Source organism: Phyllobacterium sp. OV277 (assembly GCF_900104355.1).
GTDB lineage: Bacteria > Pseudomonadota > Alphaproteobacteria > Rhizobiales > Rhizobiaceae > Phyllobacterium.
On the sequence record NZ_FNIY01000015.1, the window covers coordinates 36,341 to 58,550 of the forward strand.

At 55.6% G+C, this 22,210-nt stretch carries 23 protein-coding genes, 1 tRNA gene and 2 pseudogenes; 14 read left to right on the plus strand and 12 right to left on the minus strand.

Annotated elements, in window-relative coordinates:
* Positions 1-14: 14 nt before the first annotated feature.
* Together BLU05_RS24795 and BLU05_RS24800 are read right to left on the minus strand one after the other, a co-directional pair.
* Positions 15-815, minus strand: coding sequence for a deaminated glutathione amidase (locus BLU05_RS24795; protein WP_091886389.1), 801 nt, complete (start codon positions 813-815; stop codon positions 15-17).
* The gene (locus BLU05_RS24800) at positions 812-1,807 is read right to left on the minus strand and encodes a substrate-binding domain-containing protein (protein WP_091886392.1); all 996 of its coding nucleotides are present in this window, start codon (positions 1,805-1,807) and stop codon (positions 812-814) included. The genes BLU05_RS24795 and BLU05_RS24800 overlap by 4 nt, the downstream gene beginning before the upstream one ends.
* Before the next feature lie 104 nt (positions 1,808-1,911).
* On the opposite strand from BLU05_RS24800, the gene BLU05_RS24805 reads away from it, so the two are divergent.
* Both BLU05_RS24805 and BLU05_RS24810 read left to right on the plus strand, forming a co-directional pair.
* Positions 1,912-3,252, plus strand: a complete 1,341-nt coding sequence (locus BLU05_RS24805) for an aminotransferase-like domain-containing protein (RefSeq protein ID WP_091886395.1) — start codon at positions 1,912-1,914, stop codon at positions 3,250-3,252.
* 138 nt (positions 3,253-3,390) lie between these two features.
* Positions 3,391-4,353 carry an NAD(P)H-dependent flavin oxidoreductase gene (locus BLU05_RS24810; RefSeq protein ID WP_091886397.1) on the plus strand — a complete coding sequence of 321 codons (963 nt, stop codon included), beginning with the start codon at positions 3,391-3,393 and terminating at the stop codon, positions 4,351-4,353.
* Between the two features lie 30 nt (positions 4,354-4,383).
* Here the strand turns inward: BLU05_RS24810 and BLU05_RS24815 are convergent, their stop codons facing one another.
* Positions 4,384-4,893: a GNAT family N-acetyltransferase gene (locus BLU05_RS24815; RefSeq protein WP_091886449.1), complete on the minus strand. Its 510-nt coding sequence runs from the start codon at positions 4,891-4,893 to the stop codon at positions 4,384-4,386.
* 38 nt (positions 4,894-4,931) lie between these two features.
* On the opposite strand from BLU05_RS24815, the gene BLU05_RS24820 reads away from it, so the two are divergent.
* From BLU05_RS24820 to BLU05_RS24830, 3 genes are all read left to right on the plus strand, one after another.
* On the plus strand, positions 4,932-5,501 hold the full coding sequence (locus tag BLU05_RS24820; RefSeq protein WP_091886400.1) for a helix-turn-helix domain-containing protein: 570 nt from the start codon (positions 4,932-4,934) through the stop codon (positions 5,499-5,501).
* 412 nt (positions 5,502-5,913) lie between these two features.
* Positions 5,914-5,989: transfer RNA gene (locus tag BLU05_RS24825), tRNA-Thr, on the plus strand.
* Between the two features lie 670 nt (positions 5,990-6,659).
* On the plus strand, positions 6,660-7,181 hold the full coding sequence (locus BLU05_RS24830; protein WP_091886401.1) for a hypothetical protein: 522 nt from the start codon (positions 6,660-6,662) through the stop codon (positions 7,179-7,181).
* A 469-nt stretch (positions 7,182-7,650) separates the two neighbouring features.
* Here BLU05_RS24830 and BLU05_RS26635 read toward each other — a convergent pair whose 3' ends face one another.
* Positions 7,651-7,953 (minus strand): hypothetical protein, encoded by a 303-nt coding sequence (locus tag BLU05_RS26635; protein ID WP_348271775.1) that lies wholly within the window; start codon positions 7,951-7,953, stop codon positions 7,651-7,653.
* 130 nt (positions 7,954-8,083) lie between these two features.
* Here BLU05_RS26635 and BLU05_RS26640 point away from each other — a divergent pair.
* Positions 8,084-8,251 (plus strand): annotated as a pseudogene (locus BLU05_RS26640) (helix-turn-helix transcriptional regulator); the annotation flags it as partial.
* Positions 8,252-8,466: 215 nt separating this feature from the next.
* Here BLU05_RS26640 and BLU05_RS24845 read toward each other — a convergent pair.
* A complete protein-coding gene (locus BLU05_RS24845) occupies positions 8,467-9,045 on the minus strand; it encodes a TetR/AcrR family transcriptional regulator (protein WP_091886404.1) in 579 nt (192 codons plus the stop codon).
* 139 nt (positions 9,046-9,184) lie between these two features.
* Between BLU05_RS24845 and BLU05_RS24850 the strand changes: the two genes are divergently transcribed.
* Complete coding sequence (locus BLU05_RS24850; protein WP_091886407.1) at positions 9,185-9,742, plus strand: DUF308 domain-containing protein; 558 nt, start codon at positions 9,185-9,187, stop codon at positions 9,740-9,742.
* Positions 9,743-9,866: 124 nt separating this feature from the next.
* Positions 9,867-10,259, plus strand: a complete 393-nt coding sequence (locus BLU05_RS24855; protein ID WP_091886410.1) for a GFA family protein — start codon at positions 9,867-9,869, stop codon at positions 10,257-10,259.
* A 28-nt stretch (positions 10,260-10,287) separates the two neighbouring features.
* Here BLU05_RS24855 and BLU05_RS24860 read toward each other — a convergent pair whose 3' ends face one another.
* Positions 10,288-10,923 (minus strand): class I SAM-dependent methyltransferase, encoded by a 636-nt coding sequence (locus BLU05_RS24860; RefSeq protein ID WP_091886412.1) that lies wholly within the window; start codon positions 10,921-10,923, stop codon positions 10,288-10,290.
* Between the two features lie 783 nt (positions 10,924-11,706).
* On the opposite strand from BLU05_RS24860, the gene BLU05_RS24865 reads away from it, so the two are divergent.
* Positions 11,707-11,922, plus strand: coding sequence for a helix-turn-helix domain-containing protein (locus BLU05_RS24865; RefSeq protein ID WP_091886414.1), 216 nt, complete (start codon positions 11,707-11,709; stop codon positions 11,920-11,922).
* 77 nt (positions 11,923-11,999) lie between these two features.
* Here BLU05_RS24865 and BLU05_RS24870 read toward each other — a convergent pair whose 3' ends face one another.
* The 3 genes from BLU05_RS24870 to BLU05_RS24875 form a co-directional block, all read right to left on the minus strand.
* Positions 12,000-12,236: a YjiS-like domain-containing protein gene (locus tag BLU05_RS24870; protein ID WP_175540747.1), complete on the minus strand. Its 237-nt coding sequence runs from the start codon at positions 12,234-12,236 to the stop codon at positions 12,000-12,002.
* Between the two features lie 283 nt (positions 12,237-12,519).
* Positions 12,520-12,660 (minus strand): hypothetical protein, encoded by a 141-nt coding sequence (locus BLU05_RS26350; RefSeq protein WP_175540748.1) that lies wholly within the window; start codon positions 12,658-12,660, stop codon positions 12,520-12,522.
* A gap of 75 nt (positions 12,661-12,735) precedes the next feature.
* Positions 12,736-13,572, minus strand: coding sequence for a helix-turn-helix transcriptional regulator (locus BLU05_RS24875; protein WP_091886452.1), 837 nt, complete (start codon positions 13,570-13,572; stop codon positions 12,736-12,738).
* A gap of 220 nt (positions 13,573-13,792) precedes the next feature.
* Between BLU05_RS24875 and BLU05_RS24880 the strand changes: the two genes are divergently transcribed.
* Positions 13,793-15,577, plus strand: a complete 1,785-nt coding sequence (locus tag BLU05_RS24880; protein ID WP_091886419.1) for a M23 family metallopeptidase — start codon at positions 13,793-13,795, stop codon at positions 15,575-15,577.
* Positions 15,578-15,619: 42 nt separating this feature from the next.
* On the opposite strand, the gene BLU05_RS24885 is transcribed toward BLU05_RS24880, so the two are convergent.
* Entirely contained in the window at positions 15,620-16,621 is a 1,002-nt protein-coding gene (locus BLU05_RS24885; RefSeq protein ID WP_091886422.1) for an aldo/keto reductase, read from the minus strand.
* Positions 16,622-16,737: 116 nt separating this feature from the next.
* Here BLU05_RS24885 and BLU05_RS24890 point away from each other — a divergent pair.
* Positions 16,738-17,642: pseudogene (locus BLU05_RS24890) on the plus strand (LysR family transcriptional regulator).
* Here BLU05_RS24890 and BLU05_RS24895 read toward each other — a convergent pair.
* Positions 17,639-18,835, minus strand: a complete 1,197-nt coding sequence (locus tag BLU05_RS24895) for a diaminopropionate ammonia-lyase (protein WP_091886425.1) — start codon at positions 18,833-18,835, stop codon at positions 17,639-17,641. The pseudogene BLU05_RS24890 and the gene BLU05_RS24895 overlap by 4 nt on opposite strands.
* Positions 18,836-18,939: 104 nt before the next feature.
* On the opposite strand from BLU05_RS24895, the gene BLU05_RS24900 reads away from it, so the two are divergent.
* The gene (locus BLU05_RS24900) at positions 18,940-19,428 is read left to right on the plus strand and encodes an Lrp/AsnC family transcriptional regulator (protein WP_091886428.1); all 489 of its coding nucleotides are present in this window, start codon (positions 18,940-18,942) and stop codon (positions 19,426-19,428) included.
* Between the two features lie 38 nt (positions 19,429-19,466).
* Here BLU05_RS24900 and BLU05_RS24905 read toward each other — a convergent pair whose 3' ends face one another.
* Positions 19,467-19,664, minus strand: a complete 198-nt coding sequence (locus BLU05_RS24905) for a hypothetical protein (protein ID WP_091886431.1) — start codon at positions 19,662-19,664, stop codon at positions 19,467-19,469.
* 353 nt (positions 19,665-20,017) lie between these two features.
* Between BLU05_RS24905 and BLU05_RS24910 the strand changes: the two genes are divergently transcribed.
* Both BLU05_RS24910 and BLU05_RS26515 read left to right on the plus strand, forming a co-directional pair.
* The gene (locus BLU05_RS24910; protein WP_348271776.1) at positions 20,018-20,785 is read left to right on the plus strand and encodes an alpha/beta fold hydrolase; all 768 of its coding nucleotides are present in this window, start codon (positions 20,018-20,020) and stop codon (positions 20,783-20,785) included.
* Between the two features lie 367 nt (positions 20,786-21,152).
* Positions 21,153-22,210: Hint domain-containing protein (locus BLU05_RS26515; protein ID WP_244518543.1), on the plus strand; the 1,058-nt coding region annotated here is incomplete at its 3' end.

The following is a 22,210-nucleotide window of genomic DNA, read 5'->3' on the forward strand; positions in this document are numbered from 1 at the left end:
AATGGGTGTGGTTTTCAGTTGGCCGCATCGGCCAGTTCAGGCCGGGCAAAGCGGCGATTGGCCAGAACCGGCAGGATCGCACGGGCATGGTTTATCCGCTTCGGATCAATATCCGCGAAGATGAGTGACGGGCCTTCTCCTGCCCGCACAACGGCCACGCCCAGCGGGTCGACCACCATGCTCGCACCGATATTGCGCTCGCCGCACTCGCCGACGGCGACAATATAGCAGGTATTTTCCAGCGCCCGCGCCGTCACCAGCACCTCCCAATGCGCCTCCTTGCCCGGCCCTTTGACCCATGCAGCCGGCAGAATCAGCACATCGGCACCATCAACCGCATGACGGCGAGCCAGTTCAGGAAAGCGCAAATCGTAACAGGTCATGAGGCCTAGTTTGAGCCCTGCAATTTCGATCAAGCCAGGGATTTCACCGCCGGGCTGCACATTGGTCGATTCCTTGGCGGCAAAAGCGTCATAAAGATGCAGCTTTAGATATTGCGCGACGATCTCGCCGCCGCAAATTGTCACCAGATTGTTGAAGACACGCTGACCACCGGTCGGCACATGTATGCACATCATCACAGTCATATCGCTGTTCCGGCTCTCCGCCAGCAAATGGGTCATGAACGGACCATCCAGCGGCTGCGCCGTTTTCAGCACAATATCGGGATCAGTGATGTCCCGGGCAAGAATACCTTCCGGTAGAACGAGAAGATCGGCACCACCAGCATGGGCGTCGCGCATCAACTGCGTGCAGATATCGGCGTTTTCCTGCCAGACCTTGCTAACGGCGAACTGTCCAAGCGCGACCCTCATGCCGGAACTCCCGTATGGCTGGTTGCGCCAAAGGACTGGCTCGTTTGATGCGGGAAAAGATCGGTGGGCGACAGAAGCATTGGTGTCAGTCCTTGCAGGTGCAGTTGTTCGGCAAAATCCGTGATCATCCGTTCATTGGCGGCAAAACCGCTATCGTTCCAGCTGGCGGGCAGATCGCGCGCCACGTGACCAAGTTCGTCGATGATCCACGGCGTGGTCTCGGCATATTTGCGGCGTTTTTCCAGCCAGACGCGCTGGGATTCATCAAGCAGATTGCTCAGCTCTTCCGGCAGCCAGGGGTGTTCGGCGACAAAGGACGCCTTGAGCCCCAGAAGGTGCATGCCGGGGATGTAACCAACCTCGTGGAAATAGGCGAGTTCTTCAGTGCGGAAATCCGTCAGCACATGGCGGAATTTGGAATCAGGACCAAAAAATCCCTCAGGCATGAATGGCGTGAACACGGCGTCAAGTTCGCCGGCTTCCAGCAACTGCATCATCGGGCGCTCGCCCGGCACCGCTTCAATACGACCGGGGCGGCCAAAGCCATCGAGCCTGTCGGTGATGGGATGGGCTTCCGTGAGGCGCCCGGCAAACCAGAACGCGTCCTCAATGCCGACACCCGCATGGGAGAGTGCAGCGCGGGTCCATGTGTTGCCCGAGTCGCGCCAACCGGTGACGCCGATCTTTTTGCCTGCCAGATGCTCAAGCCGGGTAACCGGGCTGTTTTTCGCCGTGATGATGCAGCGATGGCGGAAACCGCGCATGACGAAATTTGGAACACCAATAACATCCATCTCGCCATTGGCCCGCCCAGATGCGTAGCGGCTGAACGACATTTCGGCGGCATCATGATGCGGATCAGCCGCAATGTTCCCGACAAGCGTGCCAACGCGGTCGACTTTGACATCAAGCCTGTCCGAGGTGACATCCCCCAACGCCAACGGCGTATAATAATCCCAATCGCGAACGGCCAATCGAACAGTGATACGCAAGACATTTCCTCATTGCATTTTCGGTTTTCATGAGGGAAGCTAAATGTTCATTATTGACTGATCAAATGCTTTTACGTTACTGAACATTTAAAAGAGGAACAGAAATGAGCGAATTGGCCTCCGTTCAGTGGTTTGCCGAGAAATTAAGTGACCGAACCATGCGCGGCATCGCTGTTGAGACCAGCGCCCTCATCCGCGCGGGGGCCATACCCGTGGGCACCAAACTGCCTGCTATCCGCGATCTCGCCTATACACTCGGCGTCAGCCCGGCCACGGTGTCGGAAGCCTGGAGTGAATTGCGGCGGCAGAAGATCATCACCGGGCGCGGGCGCAACGGCACATGGGTCAGCGGCGACCGCATCGCGCCAAAACCCCTGCGGCTGGCCAGTTCAGGCGATTACGGCGATGGCGTGCTCAATCTTGCCATCGCATCCCCCGATGTCAGGCTGCTTCCGCCATTGGCAGAAGCATTGCAACATGGAGCGACAGCAGAAGCACTCAACAGTTATGAGCGCGTTCCCATCCTTCCCGAATTGCAGGCTGCCGTTGCACCAAACTGGCCCTATAAACCGGAGGCATTTCTTGCCACCAATGGCGGCTACAATGCAGTCTACGCGCTTTTGCACGCGCTCGTTATGCCGGGGTCATTCGTGGCGATTGAAGAGCCGACCGCTCTTCGGCTTCTCGATATTCTAGAGGACCTCGGCGCTTACATATTGCCCGTCGCATGCGATGAAAACGGCCCATTGCCGGAGGCTCTTGCCGAGGTTCTCATGCGCAAACCCGCCGCTTTCCTCTTCCAGCCACGCACCCATGCGGTAACAGGGCGCGGTGTCAGCTATGAAAGATTTGTCGCGCTTGGCGATGTGCTTGCGGACAGTGATACGCTTATTATCGAAGATGACGGTGTAGGCGATATCTCGTCCCTGCCCCCGATCAGTCTGGGCGATCGTTTTCCGGACCGGGTCATCCATATTGTCTCCTACTCGAAATCACTCGGTCCTGATCTGCGGCTTGCGGTTCTCTCAAGCTCGACGCGAATTGTTGAACAGATTCAGTCCTACCGCAGTTTCAGCGCGGGCTGGACCAGCCGTGTGCTGCAATCGGCCGTTGCTTTCCTCATCAATGATGACGCGACGCAGGCGAGCTTGCAGCGGGCAAAGGAGATCTATCGGCAACGGCGTGACGGGCTGATGCAGGCGCTGCGGGAACGCGGCGTTCATCTGGCGGGCGGCGAAGGGTTCAGCCTGTGGGTTCCCGTTGCATCGGAGCAATTTGCGCTGGTGACACTTGCCGCAAGAGGCATTGCTGTCGGCATCGGCCGCAAATATGTGGTGAACCCGTCACCGCATATCCGCGTTGCCACCAGCATCTTACGCGAGCGGCAGGATGAGGTTGCCGATGCGATAGCGCTTGCGGTGAGGCACCCGGATCATCTTTACTGACGACAACGCCCGCCCGGTCACGCGGCTTTGATCACGCGGAAACATCAGCCACAACCTTTCGCTTGATCACGGCACGCGGTCTGCTAAAAAGAGTTACGTTTACGGAAACGTCAAAATTTATTCCATGGGAGGAAAAACATGGCATTGCCCGAAATCCTGACGAAGAAGCTGCGCATTCCTGTTGTTGGCGCGCCGCTGTTCATCATTTCGCATCCAGCGCTTGTGCTGGCGCAATGCAAGGCCGGCGTTGTCGGCTCCTTCCCGGCCCTTAATGCCCGTCCCGAAGCTCAACTCGACGAATGGCTGGCCGAGATCACCGAGGGCCTGCGCGACCACGACGCCAAGAACCCGGATCGTCCCGCTGCGCCCTTCGCCGTCAACCAGATCGTCCACCGTTCCAACAAGCGGCTCGAACATGATCTGTCGATGTGCGTGAAATACAAGGTGCCGATTGTCATTTCCTCCCTTGGCGCGGTGCCCGAAGTCAACGAAGCCATCCACTCCTATGGCGGTATCGTGCTGCACGACATTATCAACAACCGCCATGCCAATTCGGCCATCCGCAAGGGTGCGGACGGGCTGATTGCCGTTGCTGCCGGTGCTGGTGGCCATGCGGGGCCGCTTTCGCCCTTCGCGCTCATTCAGGAAATCCGCGAATGGTTTGACGGGCCGCTGCTGCTTTCTGGTGCCATTGCCACCGGCAAGGCAGTGCTGGCGGCACAGGCGATGGGCGCTGACCTTGCCTATATCGGCTCGCCCTTCATCGCCACGACCGAAGCGCGGGCTGTCGATGGCTATAAGCAGATGATTGTCGATTCCGCCTCGTCGGATATCGTCTATTCCAACTATTTCACCGGCATTCACGGCAATTACCTGAAACCATCCATCACCAATTCAGGCATGGACCCGGATCACCTGCCGGAAGCCGATCCATCCAAGATGGATTTTGAAGCGGCAACCACAGGCGCCAAGGCGTGGAAAGACATCTGGGGTTGCGGTCAGGGCATCGGTGCCATCAAGGAAATCGTCGGCGCGGGCGATCTCGTTGACAGGCTGGAGCGCGAATATCGCGAGGCCAAAGCAAAACTCTGCGCCGCCTAGAACATCGTACTGTCCATTGGGGGCGATGTTCTAACGCGGTGCATCCCTGTCGAGCGTGATCTGCATAAATGTCAGATCAAGCCATTTGCCGAATTTGGTGCCCACTTCAGGCATATGGCCGACGCTCTGAAAGCCCAATTTTTCATGCAGGCGGATGGATGCTTCGTTGCCGGATTCAATTCCGGCAACCATCACATGCTTGCCAAGCGCGCGGGCCCTGTCGATCAGCGCCAGCATCAGCACCTTGCCAATCCCGCCGCCCCGCGCTGTTTTGTTGACATAAACCGAATGCTCCACCGTGTGGCGATAACCATCAAAGGTGCGCCAGTCGGCAAATGAGGCATAGCCGGTGACATTTCCTGCCTCATCCACACTGACGAGCACCGGAAACCCCTTGGATTGCCTGTCCGCCATCCATGCCCTGCGGTTGGCAATATCCACCTGCGTTTCGTTCCAGATTGCCAGTGTGTTCGCCACCGCATCATTATAAATGTCGAGAATGGCAGGTAAATCGCCTTCACTGGCCTCACGCACAATCACAACTTGCATCCCTTCGCTCTGTCTACTATAGTTTCAATATGTCTCATAAAATAGATAATGTCGATGAGAAAATCGGCGCCCGCATCCGGATTGAGCGCGAGGCACGCGGCTGGTCCCTGACGGCGCTTGCGGAAAAATCCGGCGTCTCGCGCGCCATGATCAACAAGGTGGAGCGCGGCCAGAGCAGCCCGACGGCCATGCTGATGGCGCGTTTTTCCGGTGCCTTTGGCCTGAGCATGTCAACGCTGATGGCGCGCGCCGAAATGCAGGAGGGACGCCTGTTGCGCCACAAGGACCAACCGCTGTGGATCGACCCGGACAGCGGCTATACCCGCCGCCATGTCTCCCCCGCCTCGGACCTGCCTGTGGATGTGGTTCATATCGACCTGCCGGCAAAAGCACGCGTGGCCCTCCCCGCCTCTTCTTATGTTTTCCAGCGGCACCTGATCTGGGTTTTGCACGGCACACTCAGTTTTACCGAGGGTGAAACGTTTCATTTGATGAAACAGGGCGATTGCCTGGAACTTGGCGCCCCCAGCGATTGTGTGTTTGCCAATGAAACGGATGAACCCTGCCGCTATGCGGTGATTGTGGTGAGCACGAGGTAACGCAAATATTCGCGTGGGCATGTTGTGTGGTTCGTGGTTCGACAAGCTCACCATGAGGGAGAGGGGTGATGAAAGGGAGCGAGTTCTGCAACTTTTGAGATCTGCAATCTCTGCAGTTAGCATTGCACTTCCAATCTCCCTCATGGTGAGCTTGTCGAACCACCACCCCAATCAATATCCCCGCCCTCTTTCCACCGACAGGATTAACCGCCCTTGCCCCCTTGCTAACAGGCAAAACACAACACCCCAATCCAACTGTCCCACACTGTAAGGAGCACAGAAATTTTAGCGGCTCGCGCTAAAAGCTGCGATGACAAGGCTTGCAATTCGGGTGCAATAACGCTATCAGGCGCGTCAATCCTCCGGCGTGTTTTTGACGGGCCGGGCGCAAGGATCGGGAAGTCCCTTCCCCGCCGCTTTAGCTCAGTTGGTAGAGCACATCATTCGTAATGATGGGGTCCTCGGTTCGATTCCGGGAAGCGGCACCAGTTTTTTCAAAGACATGAGATTCACAAGCGACATCCCCAAGCGATTCTCGCTTGAAGTAAAAAATGGGAATTTTGAAGACGATATTATCTTCAAACTGAATTACAATCGAAATAGACTGATTGGAAATTATACTTGAAAAACTCAATTGATATATTCGAAGTACTCATCTAGTTTATGAACAATAAATAAGACTATCTGTTACCAATAAAGATAGCGATTTTTCTTCGATAAAAAATGGGGAGGGGTATTATGAATTGTACCGGCGAAATATCACTTGAACAAAATTCTGACAGAACATCTGATCTCCGTTGCCCTCGGTGTAGCGGCATGTACTTACATCAAGGCGGCGTCAGCATTTACCATCGCGGGGAAGACGCCCCCACGCTAACACAAGTTGATGTACGGAGCGATGCGACAGTGTCTATGGGCATCGTGGATGCAAACAGTTCCCGAAATCCAAGCGCGCGCCGCCACGGCCTTGCAATTCGTTTCCACTGCGAAACTTGCAATGCAACGGATTCCACAGTCACAATCGAGCTTACGATTGCACAGCACAAAGGCGCAACTGAGATAGGTTGGCGATTTAGCCCGACTGAGAAACGTTAGCGCAAATCATCCCCAAAGGTCGCCCGCACATAGAACAAGTATCTATTGGAGAAAAATAGTGCGATGAATAATGATCCGAATAAGTCCCCGTTTGTCAGCGAATGGACGAATGCCATTGATCGCGAAAGATATGTATTCCATGCAAGAGAGATTTACGAATCCAATCGGTATATGGAACGGGCGTCACTGCAAGCTCACCTTGATTACGCTAAATGGATCCTCGCATCGCTTCTGGCTGTACACGGTGGTTCGATTTATGCACTGAGCACCTTACGAGATAAATTCATAGAACGGCCTGATGCATTGGAATTTTTGGCGTCGGCAGCAGCTATGAATGTGGCGGGTATAGTATGCACTATACTGACCGCGGGTTTTGCTTGGCTGAATTTTCAGGCACTCGAAATTTCATACTCTCAAAAAGCAAATCCAGCCGTAGTTTATAGAACAGACCGTTTCGATCCTCCTATTTCCAAAACTAATCCTGTTATGGCTACATATTATCTCGCAATATTCTTTGCTGTGTTATCCTTGTACTGCTTCATTGCTAGTGCTTGCGATACATTCAAAGCGATCCATCTGAATTGAAATCCGAAAAGGACCTCTCAGAATGGCGTACGAGGAAAAAATGAGCGTTGTTTATGATAACGTCGCCGAGAAGTTAACTGTCTACTTTCGCGGGAGGAAATACGAATGGAACAAGAAATTTCCCGATGATGCGACGGCTAGAAAATTCGGCGAACAGCACTGCCGGATGCTTGGATGGGCTGGTTAATCTAGGTAGTCGTCGTGGAAGCAGTTCCTGATCCAATACATCCGATCTGAATTCAGCTGCTTACTCTGATTTTAGTCGCGGCGCAGCGTATATGCGGTATGACAATAGGCAGTATAATGACCTGTTTCACCCCTTTCACCGCCCCACATTTCCAACTATGATTCCCCTTGAGGCCGGTCGGAATGGATCGGCGCGGAGGTTAGCCCCTTCCAGCAACGGTCGGTGCCGACCACAAAAACACTTCCTCACTTTAATGCTTTTCGCTGGCTAGCAGGCAAGTAATCAATAGTTTCCGGCCAGAAATCTCCTGACAGCCTTCCGCACGCGATACCAATAGGTTTGTTCCGCTCCATCGCAGCGACGCCATGCGCGTTGGTGGCGGGCGAAAGCTTCGGCCTCGGGATCGCAGTGGTTGGCGATTATGGCTTCGGCAACGCTATCGATTTCACTTGCAGGGATTAGTCGTGGCTCAATGGTGTCTTTCCATATAGTCCACAAGACTAAGCTCATGAATATGAGCACTTGGCCGCCGCAAAAGGCGACAAGAAACCAGATTGCAGCTTTGAGAAGAACATCGAATACCATCAAAGAATTAAACCTCAGCATCCTATCCCACCATTATGAGATGATATACTTCTCAATTATGAGAATGAAAAGCTCTCATTTCTCGATTTGAGCATCTGGTTGCCGCCTCTGTCTCACAAGAGGTGCGCAAATGGAACTTCAACGTCTTTTTGGCGCGAATGTACGCCATCATCGGAGGGCCAAGGGTTGGACCCTTGAACAGCTTTCCGAGAGAACGGGCATTTCGCGCGAAACCATCGGCAAGATTGAGCTGGGAAAAGCCGCGCCGCTTTTTGACACCGCTGATAAGATCGCGTCAGCACTCAATGTGCCAACGCCGGTTCTGTTTGGGGCTGGCACCGTGCCGGGTACAGGCGAGCGTGCGCGGCTTCTGACGGATATTCATCGAACGCTTTCGCGCATGAATGATGAACAGCTTGATCGCGCTGCCAAAATGCTCAAAGCGTTTATGGGGTAATCTGGCATGGGCGATGGCTGTGCCAGACCATGCCTCCACCGGTAGCCGCGCGCTGACTATTTTGTCAGCTTGGCAAGCTGGGTGGTGACGATTGTGCTGAACAGTTCAGGATCGCCCAAAGCCCTTGCCGAGAGCATTGCCCCATGGACCGATGCCAGCAGCATCTGGGCCTCATCCTCGGGCTGCCTGTTCAACCGGAACAGGCCCTGCTCCGCTCCGGCGCGCAGCACGGAGGTAAGCCATGCCGCAAGGCTATGAAAATGGCTGCGAACGCGGGAGGCGACCTCATCGGGGAGCATCTGCATCTCCCCAGCCAGCATCGCGCAGACGCAGAAGGGTTGCGAGGCATCGCGAATGCATGTCTGCCAGTAGTTCAGATAGGATTGCAGCTGTTCGGCGGGGCTTGCGACCTGCTCGTGCAGCGCATTCAGGCCCGCTTCCGCCTGCCGCCTGTAGCGATCCACCAGCACCGCGACCAGCTCGGCCTTTGCCGGGAAATGATGGTGGATGCTCGCCTTGCGGATGCCGATTGCCGCCGAGATATCGGCATAGCTGAACCCGTTATAGCCTCCCGCAACGATGAGAGACTGCGCGACATCAAGAATCTTTTCTGACGTGGAAGCCGTTGATTTCATAGCGCCACCTACCTTCTGGTAGGCTGGATGTCAAGCCTGTGCAGCGCTGCCGCTTCTCACAATGAGGTGTTCAGGCAGCGGGTTGACTCTGCGTCGCAACCTTCCTACTGGTAGGTAGACATTAACAGGGAATTTACCGATGCAAAGCCAATCTTCCACCCAGCCCAATTGGCTGTGGTCCTATTATCTCACACGCGCCATATTCTCCGTCGCCTGGGTTGCCGCCGCCATCCTCTTCAGCACACAGGCCAATCTCGCCGCGCTTCTGCTCGTCATTTATCCGGCATGGGATGCCCTTGCCAATCTGGTTGACGCCAAGAGCAATGGCGGCTTGCAAGCCAACCGGTCTCAGGCGTTGAATGTCGCGGTCAGCACCGTAACGACACTCGCCGTCATCGCCGCTGTCAGCAGCAGCATGTATACGGTTCTGGCCGTATTCGGTGTCTGGGCGATCTTTTCGGGTCTGCTGCAGCTCAATACGGGGGTAAAGCGCTGGCGTTCCTACGGCGCGCAATGGGCGATGATCCTGAGCGGCGCGCAGTCCGCCCTCGCTGGCGGCTTCATGATCAGCCGGTCCATTGGCGATGTGGCACCGACAATTCTGGACATTGCTCCCTATGCGGCGTTCGGCGCGTTCTACTTCCTGCTGTCCGCAGTCTGGCTTGTCGTTACTGCCTATCGCAAAGCGGAGGCGTAAGCGCGGCATCGCTTTACCGGCCCGCAGCCGCGCCGCCCGCGCGGCTGTCATTGCCATGCGGCGACGGTTCATTGTAAATATCCGGGTAAATATCCGGCCTGTTTGCTTTTGGAGGAGACGCAGCATGGATCAGTTCACCGGCGGTTGCCTGTGCGGTAGCGTGCGCATTGTGGCTTCGGGACGACCTTACCGGGTTGGCCTTTGTCACTGCCTCGACTGCCGCAAGCATCATGGGGCGCTGTTTCACGCCTCGGCTATATTCCCTCAGGATGCGGTGACAATCGAGGGCGAAACCCGTGATTATGCCGGGCGGTTTTTCTGCCCGCGCTGCGGTTCACCTGTTTTCGCCCGCAGTGCAGACGAAATCGAAGTGAATCTGGGATCGCTTGATGCCCCCGACCAGTTCATACCAACCTATGAACTTTGGACCATCCGCCGCGAATCCTGGTTGCCGCCATTTCCGCTGGCAAAACGATATGAGCGCGATCGCGAGTCCACCAGCCGCTCCGAAGAGTAGGGCGCGCGAACGCGGCCGACCCTTACCATTATCTCTTGCGCGCCACGATATAAGGTCTGCTGTCGTTGCGGTTCGTAGCGTGGATTTCGCTGGCAAGAATATCGAACCCAGCCTCGCTAATAAACGCAGTCAATTCTGCCATCCCGAAAATGCCGGCATAGGGAGCCTTGCCAATAGCGCGCATCACAGGCAGGGCCAGCCGGATGAGCAGGTTCATTTCCCCGACACAAGGGGTCTTGGAGATGAACAGGCCTTTTGCGTCTAGAAGGGCATGGATGCTGCGCAACGTGCCGGGCAGGTCGCGCACCAGATGCAGATAGTTGAAACCTAGAACCACATCAAACCGGTCTGCCCCTGATGTGATTGTCTCCGCAGTTGCCGTGCGGAAGGCCAGCCCCGCAAGAGGATTGGCAGCGCGTTTGTCATTGGCAATCGCGATCATTTCGGCAGAGATATCAGTGGCAAGATAGCTCTGTACACCACCGGCAAGCCGCAGCGCCGTTGTTCCCGTGCCACAGCCCAATTCCAACACGCGGCATGCGGGGTCGAGCAGAGCGCGGGTGCGGTCCAGCGTGCGTTCATACCCGGCCTGATCCGAAACCTCAGATGCGGCATATTTCCGCGAACTCCGATCCCAGAAACGGGCGTCGCTGGCTGTGTTCATATGTCTGTTCCCTGCAATCCTGATCCGTGCAAATCGTTCCGCTTTGCCCTGCGCGATCCTGTTATCACCAGAATTTCATGTGGGAACATTACCGGCAAGCCAACATCCCTTCCTATTGTAAACGCGGTTTTGTTGACTACAGTCCGCTGGACAATTGTCTACAGGCGCAGAATGGAAAACGTTCTGGCGCGCAATGTCAGGCTTGGCAGATAATAGTGGTAAGTTTATCAGGAAGAACTCGCGGTCCAAGCAAATATCGACCGCAACCGTTCCCTAGAATTTCCATGTGCAGGTGGACGTTCCTGTCCGCGCGGAGCCATCCGGCGTTTCGGTTAATCTGGACGTGCAGTTGGTATTTTGTCCGGCAGGTTTTGGTGTGGTCACAATGGGAAGCCGGGTGTCGCCGTGCTTTGACCTTTGTACCTGTTTTGCAGATGAACCGACCACAAGCGGTTTGGCTGGTGCAATGCAACCGGTCAGCACCAACACACCCACAATACACGCTAACTGCCTCATTGTTCCGCCTTTCCGGTCGCGCCAAATAGATCATCCGGGAGTGACGCCTGCTCAAAAGCTACGCGCAAAGACAGGAACTGGAAATAAGTATTGATACCTAGGAAACCACACAGGGAATATAAGCGCGTCATCGGACTAAATCGCGTTTCGTCAAACAACCGCCGCCTGATCGCTTTACGCACACGGAGCCACATATCCAAAATGAAAGCGCATTTTGTCGACTATAGTCCGTTGGACTATCATCTACAGTGATGATCATTCCACGCGATGGAAAACGTTCGCGGAATTCTGGCGCGCAATGTCAGGCTTGGCAGACAGAAGTTGCAGCTTTCCCAGGAAGAGCTTGCAGCCCAGGCAAATATTGACAGAACGTACATATCCGGCATTGAGCGTGAAACACGCAACCCAACCATTACGATTGTCGCCAAGATCGCGGTCGTGCTTGAAACCACAACGGCCGCACTGCTCACCTGCCATCCTTAAAAACCGCGCCGATGAATGGCGGGTAGCTCGGCCATGCTGAAGATGCTGAAAGCATTTATGGGATAGAGCACGATCCTTTATCCCGGACTGCGCCGCCAAAGCACCGGATTGTCACACGATCTCACAACAGGTTCACACATCCCATCCATAACTGCATGCTCCACCCGCCGTTCGAAATAGGCTTCCGGCCAGCCGATATCCGCAAGGATATGGTCAGGAAGCTCATTGATATGCCGGTACGTACGCGCCGCGCGCCAGTGGCTCGCCAGCCTGAAAAAGAAAGACGCAATATCAGCCATATCGGCCTCCATCATTTTGGTTTCCTGAGTTGCGTGGGTTTGGCGGGGGCGGGTTTCACCCCCCTCTGCCCTGTCGGGCATCTCCCCCACAAGGGGGGAGATCAGCCTTCAATACGGCCTTTGCGAAATCTGAAACGTTTCCTGTTGTGCAATGGCGTTCATGCCAATTTGATTTCCCCCTGTGGGGGGTCCGAAGGACGGGCGAGACCCGTGGCTCGCCCCGGTAGTCCGACAGGGCAGAGGGGGGGGGTGAATGCTGACGGTACCCGCCCCTGCCCCGTCCTTGCCGGCTGCATCCTCACGCGGATTTTGCTGTCGCTTCGCGCAGCTTGTCGGCGCATTCCTCGCAGCAGACTTCGACTGTTTGGTCGCCGATTTTGACTTCAATGACGGTTGCCTCAAGCTTGTCATCACAGACAGCACAGGTTCTCTCAGCCATGATATTTCTCCTTTTTGCCCGCCAATCGGGCATAGCAAGGAGACCACCACGGACAATTGGCCGCTATCGAGATCTTTAGCTGTTTTTGGGATTGGCCGATTGCGCAAAGGCGGTTGGCGAGCGGCCATAGGCCTGCCGGAAGGCTGCCGTGAAGTGGCTGTGGCTGGAAAAACCCAAATCCAGCGCAAGGGCGGAAAGGTCGTCATAGCCAGCCAGAAGATCAAGCGCGCGGGCAAGGCGCAGACGCAGGTGATAGCGATAGAGCGGAATGCCTTCGACCTGCTGGAACACCTGTGTGAGGTACACAGGCGAGCCGCCGATTTCCCCGGCGATTTCGGCCAGCGTCCAGCGACGGGAAAGATCACTTGCCAAAAGCACTTTGACCCGGTCCGCCAGACGGCTGCGGGCAAAGGTGGCGCTGGGCGCGTGCGAGGTGCGCGGTCCAAGACTACGGGCCACCAATGTGAGCAGCAGGCTTTCGGCCTCCAACGGTTCTATCGTGGCGTTTTCCAGATGATGGCGCAGCAGCGCGACCAGTGCCTGCGCACGCGGATCAATGCGCTGATGCTGGCTGCGGAAACCAAATTCGCCGCGCTTTTTGAGAAGGGACGCCGGGGCCAATTCCTGCAGGACAGTTTCGGACAGCGTTATCGACAGGCTTGAGTCACCGCCGCCAACGGGGTGGCTAACCTGATAGCCCTCACCCGCATTGAAAAACAGGACATGGTTGGCATCGGCCACCGCCTGCTCGCTGCCGACATGCCTGACATAGAGCCCGCGATAGGGGAAGACGAGATGGGTGGCGGACGTACACTCTTCGGCGCTGCGATGGCGGCAATTGCCATGGCAGCGCACATTGCTCATGGAAACGACATCCGTATCCAGCAATGCACTGACTTCAAATTCGGGCATGGCTGCCACGTTGCAAACGTCATTCATCGAAGTGCAATCCCGTTCCGGAACGGACGAACAGTACCGCATGCCTCCTGACATCCTCGTGTCAGGAGCGTTCATGCGGACATGGGTTGAGCACATTTAAGGCAGTTTATTGGGGATAAGGCCATGTTTGCCTCGATATTGCCACGTTATGGAATAACTGCTCGCGGACGATAAAAATGGCCTACGGGACCTGATGACGCGATCAAGCGCAGAACAGACAACTGAACCTGCAATCGACGAGAAGTTTGGCGCCACAAGCCAGATCTCGCGCATCATACGCTTTTCATTTTTCACCCACGCACGCTTTATGGTTGCAATCTTACTGGCCGCGATTGCGTCTGCCGGCATGTTCGCAGGCATTCTGACTGTGATGGGCAAGCGCCCGCCAGTCGCACTTGCCACGGCGACGCCTGCCCGGCGGCAGCCGGAGGCTGCCCCGAAAGGTGACCGTTTACCACCACCGACGGTCGCGCAGGCGATCCCCGTAGCCAAGGTGATTGAAAGCCAGGCAGATGGTTCCACCGAAAAATTCGCCTACCATCAGGTGAAAATTGGTGCAGACACTGACGTGCCAAAACAAGGTAGCCCCGGCCATAGCACCGTCCTTAAACAACGGTTCGCCCGCGCTGGCGGCGACCCGTTCAAGGCTATCCTGACAGAAAAGACCAAGACGGCGAAAACCGCTGTCATGCCGGTGGCGCTGGCAAGCCTTGGTGAAGAGCGCATTCTTGTGCGCGGAACACCTGTCAATGTCAGTACGTCGAAGGTACAGCCAGCACCTGCCGTCGAGCAGGTGGTTGCGCTGCCCACCAAAGACGGCGACATCAACAATCTGCTCGCCGCAGCCAATATGACCAGCGAAGACCGTGTCGCGTTGCAGACTGCGCTGAGTGCCAGCAATGATCAATCGCCAGAGCGGATCGAGTTGCTTCTGGAGAAGGCGCCGCACAAGGACGCCCCGGAACGGCTGCTTATGGCACGGCTCTTCCGGCATGACAGTCCGCCTGATGATCTTGGGCGCGACGATGGTGGCATCCTTCAGCGCGTCAACAACCCACGGCTGTATGAGCGGCTGGCGCATGATGCACATGCGGCCGGTGTCGATGCGGCAAACCCTGACACCACGACGGATGATCGGGCACAGGCGGCCGAGAAGGAATTTCCGGCAGCCATGCAGCAACTGGAAAAACTGAATGTTCCTGCCCGTATGGCGGCGCGGATTCTGGAGCTTGCCAAGGAAAACGGCATCAAACTCACTGATGCCGCCCTGCTCGACCAATCCGTCGAGCTTGTTTTCCGCACCAATGAAAAAGGCGAATCCGAGCCGATTGCCGTCACCTTCAACATGAAGGACAAGACGAAGCGGTTTTATCATTACCGCGCAGCGCCGGGAAACAAGGCGGAGTTTTTTGATGAGGACGGCCAGTCCGCTTCCAAAACGCTGATGAAAAATCCGGTACCGAACGGACGCCTTGGCGATGGTTTTGCCTGGCGCACCCACCCGATTTTGAAAGTGCGCAAGCATCACAATGGTGTGGACTATGCGGCGCCTTTCGGCTCACCCATTCTTGCGGCTGGCGATGGCGAAGTGGTGCTGATCTCATTTGAACCGGGCTACGGCAAATATGTCCGCATCAAACATGATGGCGGGTTTTTCACAACCTATTCGCATATTTCGCGCACACCACCGTCGCTGAAAGTCGGCCAGCGCGTCAGTCAGGGTCAAGTGATTGCCTATATTGGTTCCACCGGTCTTTCCACCGGCCCACACCTCTATTACGAGCTGCGGATGGGCGATAAATATTACGACCCGACTGCCACCCAACTACCTGCGGGTACTGATCTGGAAGGCGACCGGCTCGACGATTTTCGCAAGCAAATCAGGCATGTCAACAATATCGAAAACTATATCGGCGCGCGCATCGCCAATGCTTTTGCGCCGCAGGATGATGGCCGGGTACAAACTGCCATTCATTAGAACTGACCGGCCAATGCCGGTCAGTCCTGTTGTTTTTGGCGCTTAATGAGCACCCACTTCACTATCGAGATGCGCCATCTGCGCGGCGGCGTAACGATCGCCAGCCGCCGCGCCTTTCGGTACGGCCTGTTCGATGCGGTCAAGATCGTCCTTTGTCAGGACCACATCAAGCGCACCCAGCGCTTCACTCAATCGGTCGCGTCGGCGGGCGCCGACAACCGGAATAATGTCATCGCCCTGTGCCGCAACCCAGGCTATGGCAATCTGCGCAACCGTCACTCCCTTGGCCGCGGCGATCTTCTGCAAGGCATCAACCAGAGCCAGATTCCGGTCGACGTTCTCGCCCTGAAAACGTGGGCTGTGGCTGCGGAAATCCGTTGGACCGGTGGCATTTTTTTGCCAATGGCCGCTGATAAGGCCGCGTGACAGGACGCCGTAAGCGGTAATACCAATGCCAAGTTCGCGGCAGGTCGCAAGAATGCGATCTTCGACACTGCGCGAAATCAGCGAATATTCGATCTGAAGATCGACAATCGGATGGACGGCAGCGGCGCGGCGGATGGTTTCCGGGCCAACTTCCGACAGGCCGATATGTTTGACAAAACCGGCTTGCACCAGTTCGGCAATGGCACCAATCGTCTCTTCAATCGGCACATTCGGATCGAGGCGGGCCGGACGGTAAATATCGATAAAGTCAACACCGAGCCGTTGCAGCGAATAGGAAAGCGCCGTTTTGACAGCGGCGGGTCTGGCATCAAAGCCTATCCAGCCGCCCGCCGGATCGCGCTGCGCACCAAACTTGACGCTGAGAATGGCATCGTCACGCTTTGTGCCCTTGAGGGCTTCGCTGATCAGCATCTCGTTATGGCCCATATTGTAGAAATCGCCAGTATCGAGCAGGTTAATACCCGCCTCGAGTGCTGCGTGAATGGTTGCAATGCTCTCGGCCCGATCTGAAGGACCGTATATGCCGGACATGCCCATGCAACCGAGGCCCAAAGCGGAAACTTGCGGGCCGGTTGCACCAAGTGGACGAATTTGCATCGTATCGAACTCCTTTTTGCTGCCGCACACCATGCGGCAGGTAGGGCTCTTATAAACCGGAGTGGTTTGTGCGATAATCCAGTTCATTATGCACGGGTTGTACGGAAAATCGGACAATGACTGAACCCAATCTCAGCGATCTTGATGCGCTTGTGGCCGTGGCCAGTTCACGCAGCTTTCGCGGCGCGGCGAAGTTGCGCGGTGTATCCGCCTCCTCGCTGAGCGATGCTATCAGGCGTCTGGAGGAGCGCGTTGGCGTTCGCCTGCTCAACCGCACTACGCGCAGCGTGACACCGACGGAGGCAGGCACGCGGCTGCTCGAGCGGCTGACGCCTGCACTGGGTGAAATCACCGGAGCGCTTGATGCACTCAACAGTTTTCGCGACAGCCCGACGGGAACATTGAAGCTCAATGTGCCCGGCATTGTGGCGCAGCGCGTCCTGTCGCCAATTGTGAACGCGTTTCTCACTGCTTATCCGGGCTCACGCTTGAAGTATCCACCAATGACACATTTATCGATGTGCTTGCGGCAGGTTTTGATGCGGGTATCCGCTACGATGAAAGCATTGAACTTGACATGATCGCCGTGCCCATCGGCCCGCGCAGGCAGCGCTTTATTTGTGTTGCAGCGCCCGCCTATATCGAAAAGCATGGCGCGCCCCGGCATCCGAAGGATTTGCTGGAACATGCTTGCATACGTCACCGCTTTGCCAGCGGCGCGGTCGCATCCTGGGAGTTTGAGCGGGATGGCGAACTGGTAAAGGTCAATCCAACAGGGCCATTGATTGCCTCCACCATGGAGCTTGAATATGGTGCAGCAATAGCGGGGCTGGGTATTATCTGCACATTCGAAGAGTTTCTGCAGGAGGGGCTCGCAAGCGGCGCGCTGCTCCCTGTCATGCCAGAATGGTGGCAGAGTTTTTCCGGACCTTTTCTCTATTATCCAAGCCGCAACCACATGCCCACGCCGCTGCGCGCTTTTGTTGATTTTATCAAATCCGGCAGAGACCAGAGAACTTAGGCATCCTCGCCAATAACCGCATGCGGCGTAAGCCCCACAAGGCGCGTATACAGCTCCGGATCTGTGGCACCCTCCGTGTTGACGATGAAGACGCGCGAACGGCTATCAAGATGAATGGCCTCACGCATCGTCTGATCTCCTGCGACAGCAAATAACCCCGCAAGACCGGCGCCCCCACTTTCCCCGGCAACAACAGGCGTATCGTTACCCAGCGGCCGGGCCAGCTGGTTCATGGCAAGGACGGCACCTTCTTCTTCCACCTTCATAAACGCATCGGCAGCACGGGTAAGAACCCGCCACGCCACGGGCGAAGGTTCATAACATTCAAGCATCGCCATGACGGTTGCTTCGCCATGGGCAATTTTCACCACCTCGCCCGCCGCCGCACTGGCAAAGATGCAGGCCGCGCGTGCAGGCTCGACCACGATAAAGGTGGGACGCCTGTCACCGAAGAGAAGCGCCAGATGTCCTGCCAAGGCCGCAGCCACACCGCCAACGCCTGCCTGCACGAATACATGGGTCGGCAGTTCAGGCAGATCACGCAATGCTTCGCGTATGATGGCTGTGTATCCTTGCATCACCAGCCCGGGAATACGCTCATAGCCCGGCCAGGACGTATCTGATACGACGGTCCAGCCCTTCGCCTCGCTTACCCGCGCCGACTCGCGAATGGAATCATCATAGGTGCCATCCACCCGGATCATCTCGGCACCATAACGGACAATGGCAGCCACCCTTTCATCGCTCACTCCGGCATGGACGAAAATCGCCGATTTTGCGCCGACAAGCTGCGCGCCTGCTGCAACCGACTTGCCGTGATTGCCATCTGTCGCGCATCCGAAGGTCATGCGACTGGCTATGGCCCGCACCTGTTGCGCATGAAGTTCGCTGACGTCAACGATCCGACCGAGCTGGCGATTGGCTTCCTCAAGCACAAGCCGGATGACGGCGTAGGAACCGCCCAGTGCTTTGAAACTGCCAAGACCAAGACGCTGCCCCTCATCCTTGACGTGGAGCGCTGCAATGCCAAGTTCTGCGGCAAGGGCTGGCAATGCATGCAGTGGCGTTGGCACATGATTGTCGCGATAGGATAAAAAACGCTCAACCTCCTTGGCCGCCTCTGCACCAAGCGTCTGCGCATCGGTTATATCGAGCGGTTTGTTATGATCGGGGTGCTGGTTGAGGATCAGCATTGCTCTTTCACTCCTGTGATTGACGTATTTATATTGCGATACAGGTGATAAAAGCGCTCTGATTTGACGCTGCTTGTGCAAGTTTGTTTCGTGAAAGACATCCAATGGCAAAGAAATCATTGATAGGGGGAAATGATCTCGATCATTTCGATCTCGCGATTCTCGACATCCTGCAAAGGGATAATGCCACGCCGCAGCGGATTATTGGCGAGGCGGTCAATCTGTCCGCGCCAGCTGTGCAGCGCCGTATTAAACGCATGGAGGAAACAGGCATTATTCAGGCAAATATCGCCGTGCTTGATCCTGCAAAGGTGGGGCAACCCATCACGCTTTTTGTCGAAGTTGAGGTCGAGAGCGAGCGTATCGACCTGATTGACGCGGCCAAAAGGAGCTTTGCTGCTGCCGCGGAGGTACAGCAGTGCTACTATGTAACCGGCGAGGCTGATTTTATTCTGGTGGTCATTGTTGCCAGCATGACCGAATATGAAGCCCTGACCCGCAGACTGTTCTTCGGCAATCACAACGTCAAACGGTTCCGCACTGTCGTGGTGATGGACCGCGTCAAGACAGGAATGACCATCCCATTGAAGTAAGAGCGGCGCGATATTGATTGCGCTAAAACCAGAGGGCCTTATTCGGCCTCTTCATCATCTTCGTCCTCGTCATCGGACTCTATCACGTCCCATATAAAGGCGTGCAGACGCTCCTCGATGCTTTTCCTGGAAGCACCGGCTTTTTCCATCTCGCGCTTGATTTTCAGGAACTGAGCCTTGTCCTCCGGCGAGAGGTATTTTGCGGCGTTTTCGAGCGATGACAATGAACTGGACATGCGCGGCTCATACCTTCTCAAGCACGACAATGGAAGCAGGATATCACGACAGCCCTAGTTGTCGATGAAATCGCGCTCAAGCTTGTTATGGCCTGACGGATCGAGCCCGTGTCCTAGCGCTTAATGCAGTGGCAACCCGTACAGAAATCTTCGGTTTTCAAAAAAATTTCGAGGCAATGTAGAATCGGGCTTGGCTCGAACGTCCTAGGGCTACAAGCCACATTTGAAGGGATGGAACCATCATGAAACGCTCAATATTCAAGGCAATCGCCGGCGCGCTGTTCATCGCAGCCGCAATACCGCTGGCGCATGCACAGGATGCGGCAAAGTCCGCCTATGCCGAAGTCAATGGCATGAAAATGTATTACGAGGTTTCCGGAAGCGGCGATCCGCTCATTGTGCTGCATGGCGCCTATATGAATATTCCATCGATGGGCAAGATCATCCCGATGCTGGCCAAGAACCACAAAGTCTATGCGCTGGAGTTTCAGGGCCACGGACGCACCAATGATATTGACCGGCCGATCACCTATGCAAACCTGGCTGACGATACCGCCGCGTTCATGGATGCCGTGGGTGTCAAGAAAGCCGATGTCTTCGGCTATTCCATGGGTGCCGGTGCCGGACTGCAACTTGCCATCCGTCATCCGGATAAGGTGACGCGGCTGGTGGCGGCTTCCACTGCCTATGACGCCGAGGGTTTTCAGCCTGAATACAAGGCTTTCATTCCGCAGATGAGTGTCGAGATGTTCGTGGGAATGCCGTTTGCTCAGGAATATCGCAAGCTGGCTGCCAATCCTGATGGTTTTCCCGCCCTCGTCAAAAAGCTGATCGCACTTGAACATGAGCCGATGGCATGGGGAACGGATGTCAAGGCGGTCAAAGCGCCGGTACTGATTATCACTGCTGATGCAGACGTGACGACACTGGAACACTCCGTGGCTCTGTTCCGGCTGCTTGGTGGCGGCGCGATGGGCGATATGGGCAAGCCTCTGTCGGCCTCGCGACTTGCCGTCATGCCCGCCACCTCACATACCGCAATCATCACGCAACCGGAATTGCTGGAAGCCTTTGTGGAACCCTTCCTGAAAGATGAAACGCCGAAGGGCATGTTTCAGTAGGCTTATCTTCAACTGTTGACTTTCTGCCAGGCGCTGGATGGATCATACCAACATCCATTCAGCGCCTACATGTATGATCTTTGCAAGTTCACGAGCTGCGAAGCAATATTATGTTTATTTCGAAAAGGTGGTTCGTCACGAACTTTGACGTCACTTAAAGCATCATTTTGCACTTTTTTCGGCATTAACGCCATATGGCAAGCACATATCGGTAATATTGAAAACCCAACCGCACTGATAATAATCTCTAATGTGTATAAGAAAAACTTCTTGCTGTTTAATTTGATATTATATTCAATGAATGCTGCTCTATGGATATTTTATACTCGTATGAAACCGGATCATTTTTGCAACTGCGGAGAGAGTCGTGGCAACCATTACGTGGACTGGTAATGCCGGTGACAATCTTTGGCTTAACCCTGCCAATTGGTCGTCGGGCGACACTCCTAGCTCACTAGACACGGTGGTTATCAACACGCAATTTTTGGGCGCAAACGGTCCACGGGGTTGGGGCCCGACGATCGGCGGCCTTGTTTTGGGTCCGAACACGACTTTGAGTGTCTATGGCGGCCCTGCAACTGCTTCACTTAACATAGGTACTGTAGGAACAGGAGCTATTTCCGGCGGGGTGATATATGCATTCAACGGCAAAATTACAGCTGGAACTGGTGTGACATCCGCATCCGGAGTCGTGGTCCTCGACCAGAACGCGTCGTACCGGTGGGATGGCATCAACTCGACCCAAACGATCCGCATGCACTATCACCCATATCTGGGTGTACCTGTCTCTCCCAACGTCACCTTTGCCTTTTCAACCCAATTTGACGGAACAATAGAGAACTTTTACGCGACCAACATCATCACATATGCCGGAACCGGAACTGTAACCGGTATGACCTTAAACGGGCACACCGTGACCTACACAACAACAGCGGGGAGCTACACTCTCACCTTTGGCAATGATGTAAACGTCGCAGATCTGATCTTCAATTCAGGTACCGGGAGTATCACGACACTCCAAGTGGACCCCAATGTACCCTGTTTCACTCCGGGGACACTGATCCGGACGGAGCGCGGCGATATCGCGGTCGAAACGCTTGACGTTGGAGATATGGTGGTCACGGCCTCCGGCGAGCATCGCCCAATCATCTGGTTGGGCCATCACACCATGAAACGTGACGGATCAGCCGAGTTTCAGTCCGCCTGCCCCGTCCGCATTCAGGCCGGAGCGTTTGGCGACCAGATGCCCTATGCTGATTTGTGGCTTTCTCCCGGCCATGCCATCTGCGTGCGCATTCTCGACGAGGTTCTCATCCCGGCGGGCTATCTGATCAATGGCGCAACCATCGCACAGGTCGATGTCGATGAAGTCACCTATTGGCATGTCGAACTCGGCAGCCACGATATTCTTCTCGCCAATGGCCT

Coding starts and splice junctions, on each gene's coding strand:
- BLU05_RS24795 (WP_091886389.1), bottom strand. CDS start 815: ATGAGGGTCGCGCTTGGACAGTTCGCCGTTAGCAAGGTCTGGCAGGAA.
- BLU05_RS24805 (WP_091886395.1), top strand. CDS start 1,912: ATGAGCGAATTGGCCTCCGTTCAGTGGTTTGCCGAGAAATTAAGTGAC.
- BLU05_RS24810 (WP_091886397.1), top strand. CDS start 3,391: ATGGCATTGCCCGAAATCCTGACGAAGAAGCTGCGCATTCCTGTTGTT.
- BLU05_RS24820 (WP_091886400.1), top strand. CDS start 4,932: ATGTCTCATAAAATAGATAATGTCGATGAGAAAATCGGCGCCCGCATC.
- BLU05_RS24830 (WP_091886401.1), top strand. CDS start 6,660: ATGAATAATGATCCGAATAAGTCCCCGTTTGTCAGCGAATGGACGAAT.
- BLU05_RS26635 (WP_348271775.1), bottom strand. CDS start 7,953: ATGGTATTCGATGTTCTTCTCAAAGCTGCAATCTGGTTTCTTGTCGCC.
- BLU05_RS24845 (WP_091886404.1), bottom strand. CDS start 9,045: ATGAAATCAACGGCTTCCACGTCAGAAAAGATTCTTGATGTCGCGCAG.
- BLU05_RS24850 (WP_091886407.1), top strand. CDS start 9,185: ATGCAAAGCCAATCTTCCACCCAGCCCAATTGGCTGTGGTCCTATTAT.
- BLU05_RS24855 (WP_091886410.1), top strand. CDS start 9,867: ATGGATCAGTTCACCGGCGGTTGCCTGTGCGGTAGCGTGCGCATTGTG.
- BLU05_RS24860 (WP_091886412.1), bottom strand. CDS start 10,923: ATGAACACAGCCAGCGACGCCCGTTTCTGGGATCGGAGTTCGCGGAAA.
- BLU05_RS24865 (WP_091886414.1), top strand. CDS start 11,707: ATGGAAAACGTTCGCGGAATTCTGGCGCGCAATGTCAGGCTTGGCAGA.
- BLU05_RS24870 (WP_175540747.1), bottom strand. CDS start 12,236: ATGATGGAGGCCGATATGGCTGATATTGCGTCTTTCTTTTTCAGGCTG.
- BLU05_RS26350 (WP_175540748.1), bottom strand. CDS start 12,660: ATGGCTGAGAGAACCTGTGCTGTCTGTGATGACAAGCTTGAGGCAACC.
- BLU05_RS24875 (WP_091886452.1), bottom strand. CDS start 13,572: ATGCCCGAATTTGAAGTCAGTGCATTGCTGGATACGGATGTCGTTTCC.
- BLU05_RS24880 (WP_091886419.1), top strand. CDS start 13,793: ATGACGCGATCAAGCGCAGAACAGACAACTGAACCTGCAATCGACGAG.
- BLU05_RS24885 (WP_091886422.1), bottom strand. CDS start 16,621: ATGCAAATTCGTCCACTTGGTGCAACCGGCCCGCAAGTTTCCGCTTTG.
- BLU05_RS24895 (WP_091886425.1), bottom strand. CDS start 18,835: ATGCTGATCCTCAACCAGCACCCCGATCATAACAAACCGCTCGATATA.
- BLU05_RS24900 (WP_091886428.1), top strand. CDS start 18,940: ATGGCAAAGAAATCATTGATAGGGGGAAATGATCTCGATCATTTCGAT.
- BLU05_RS24905 (WP_091886431.1), bottom strand. CDS start 19,664: ATGTCCAGTTCATTGTCATCGCTCGAAAACGCCGCAAAATACCTCTCG.
- BLU05_RS24910 (WP_348271776.1), top strand. CDS start 20,018: ATGAAAATGTATTACGAGGTTTCCGGAAGCGGCGATCCGCTCATTGTG.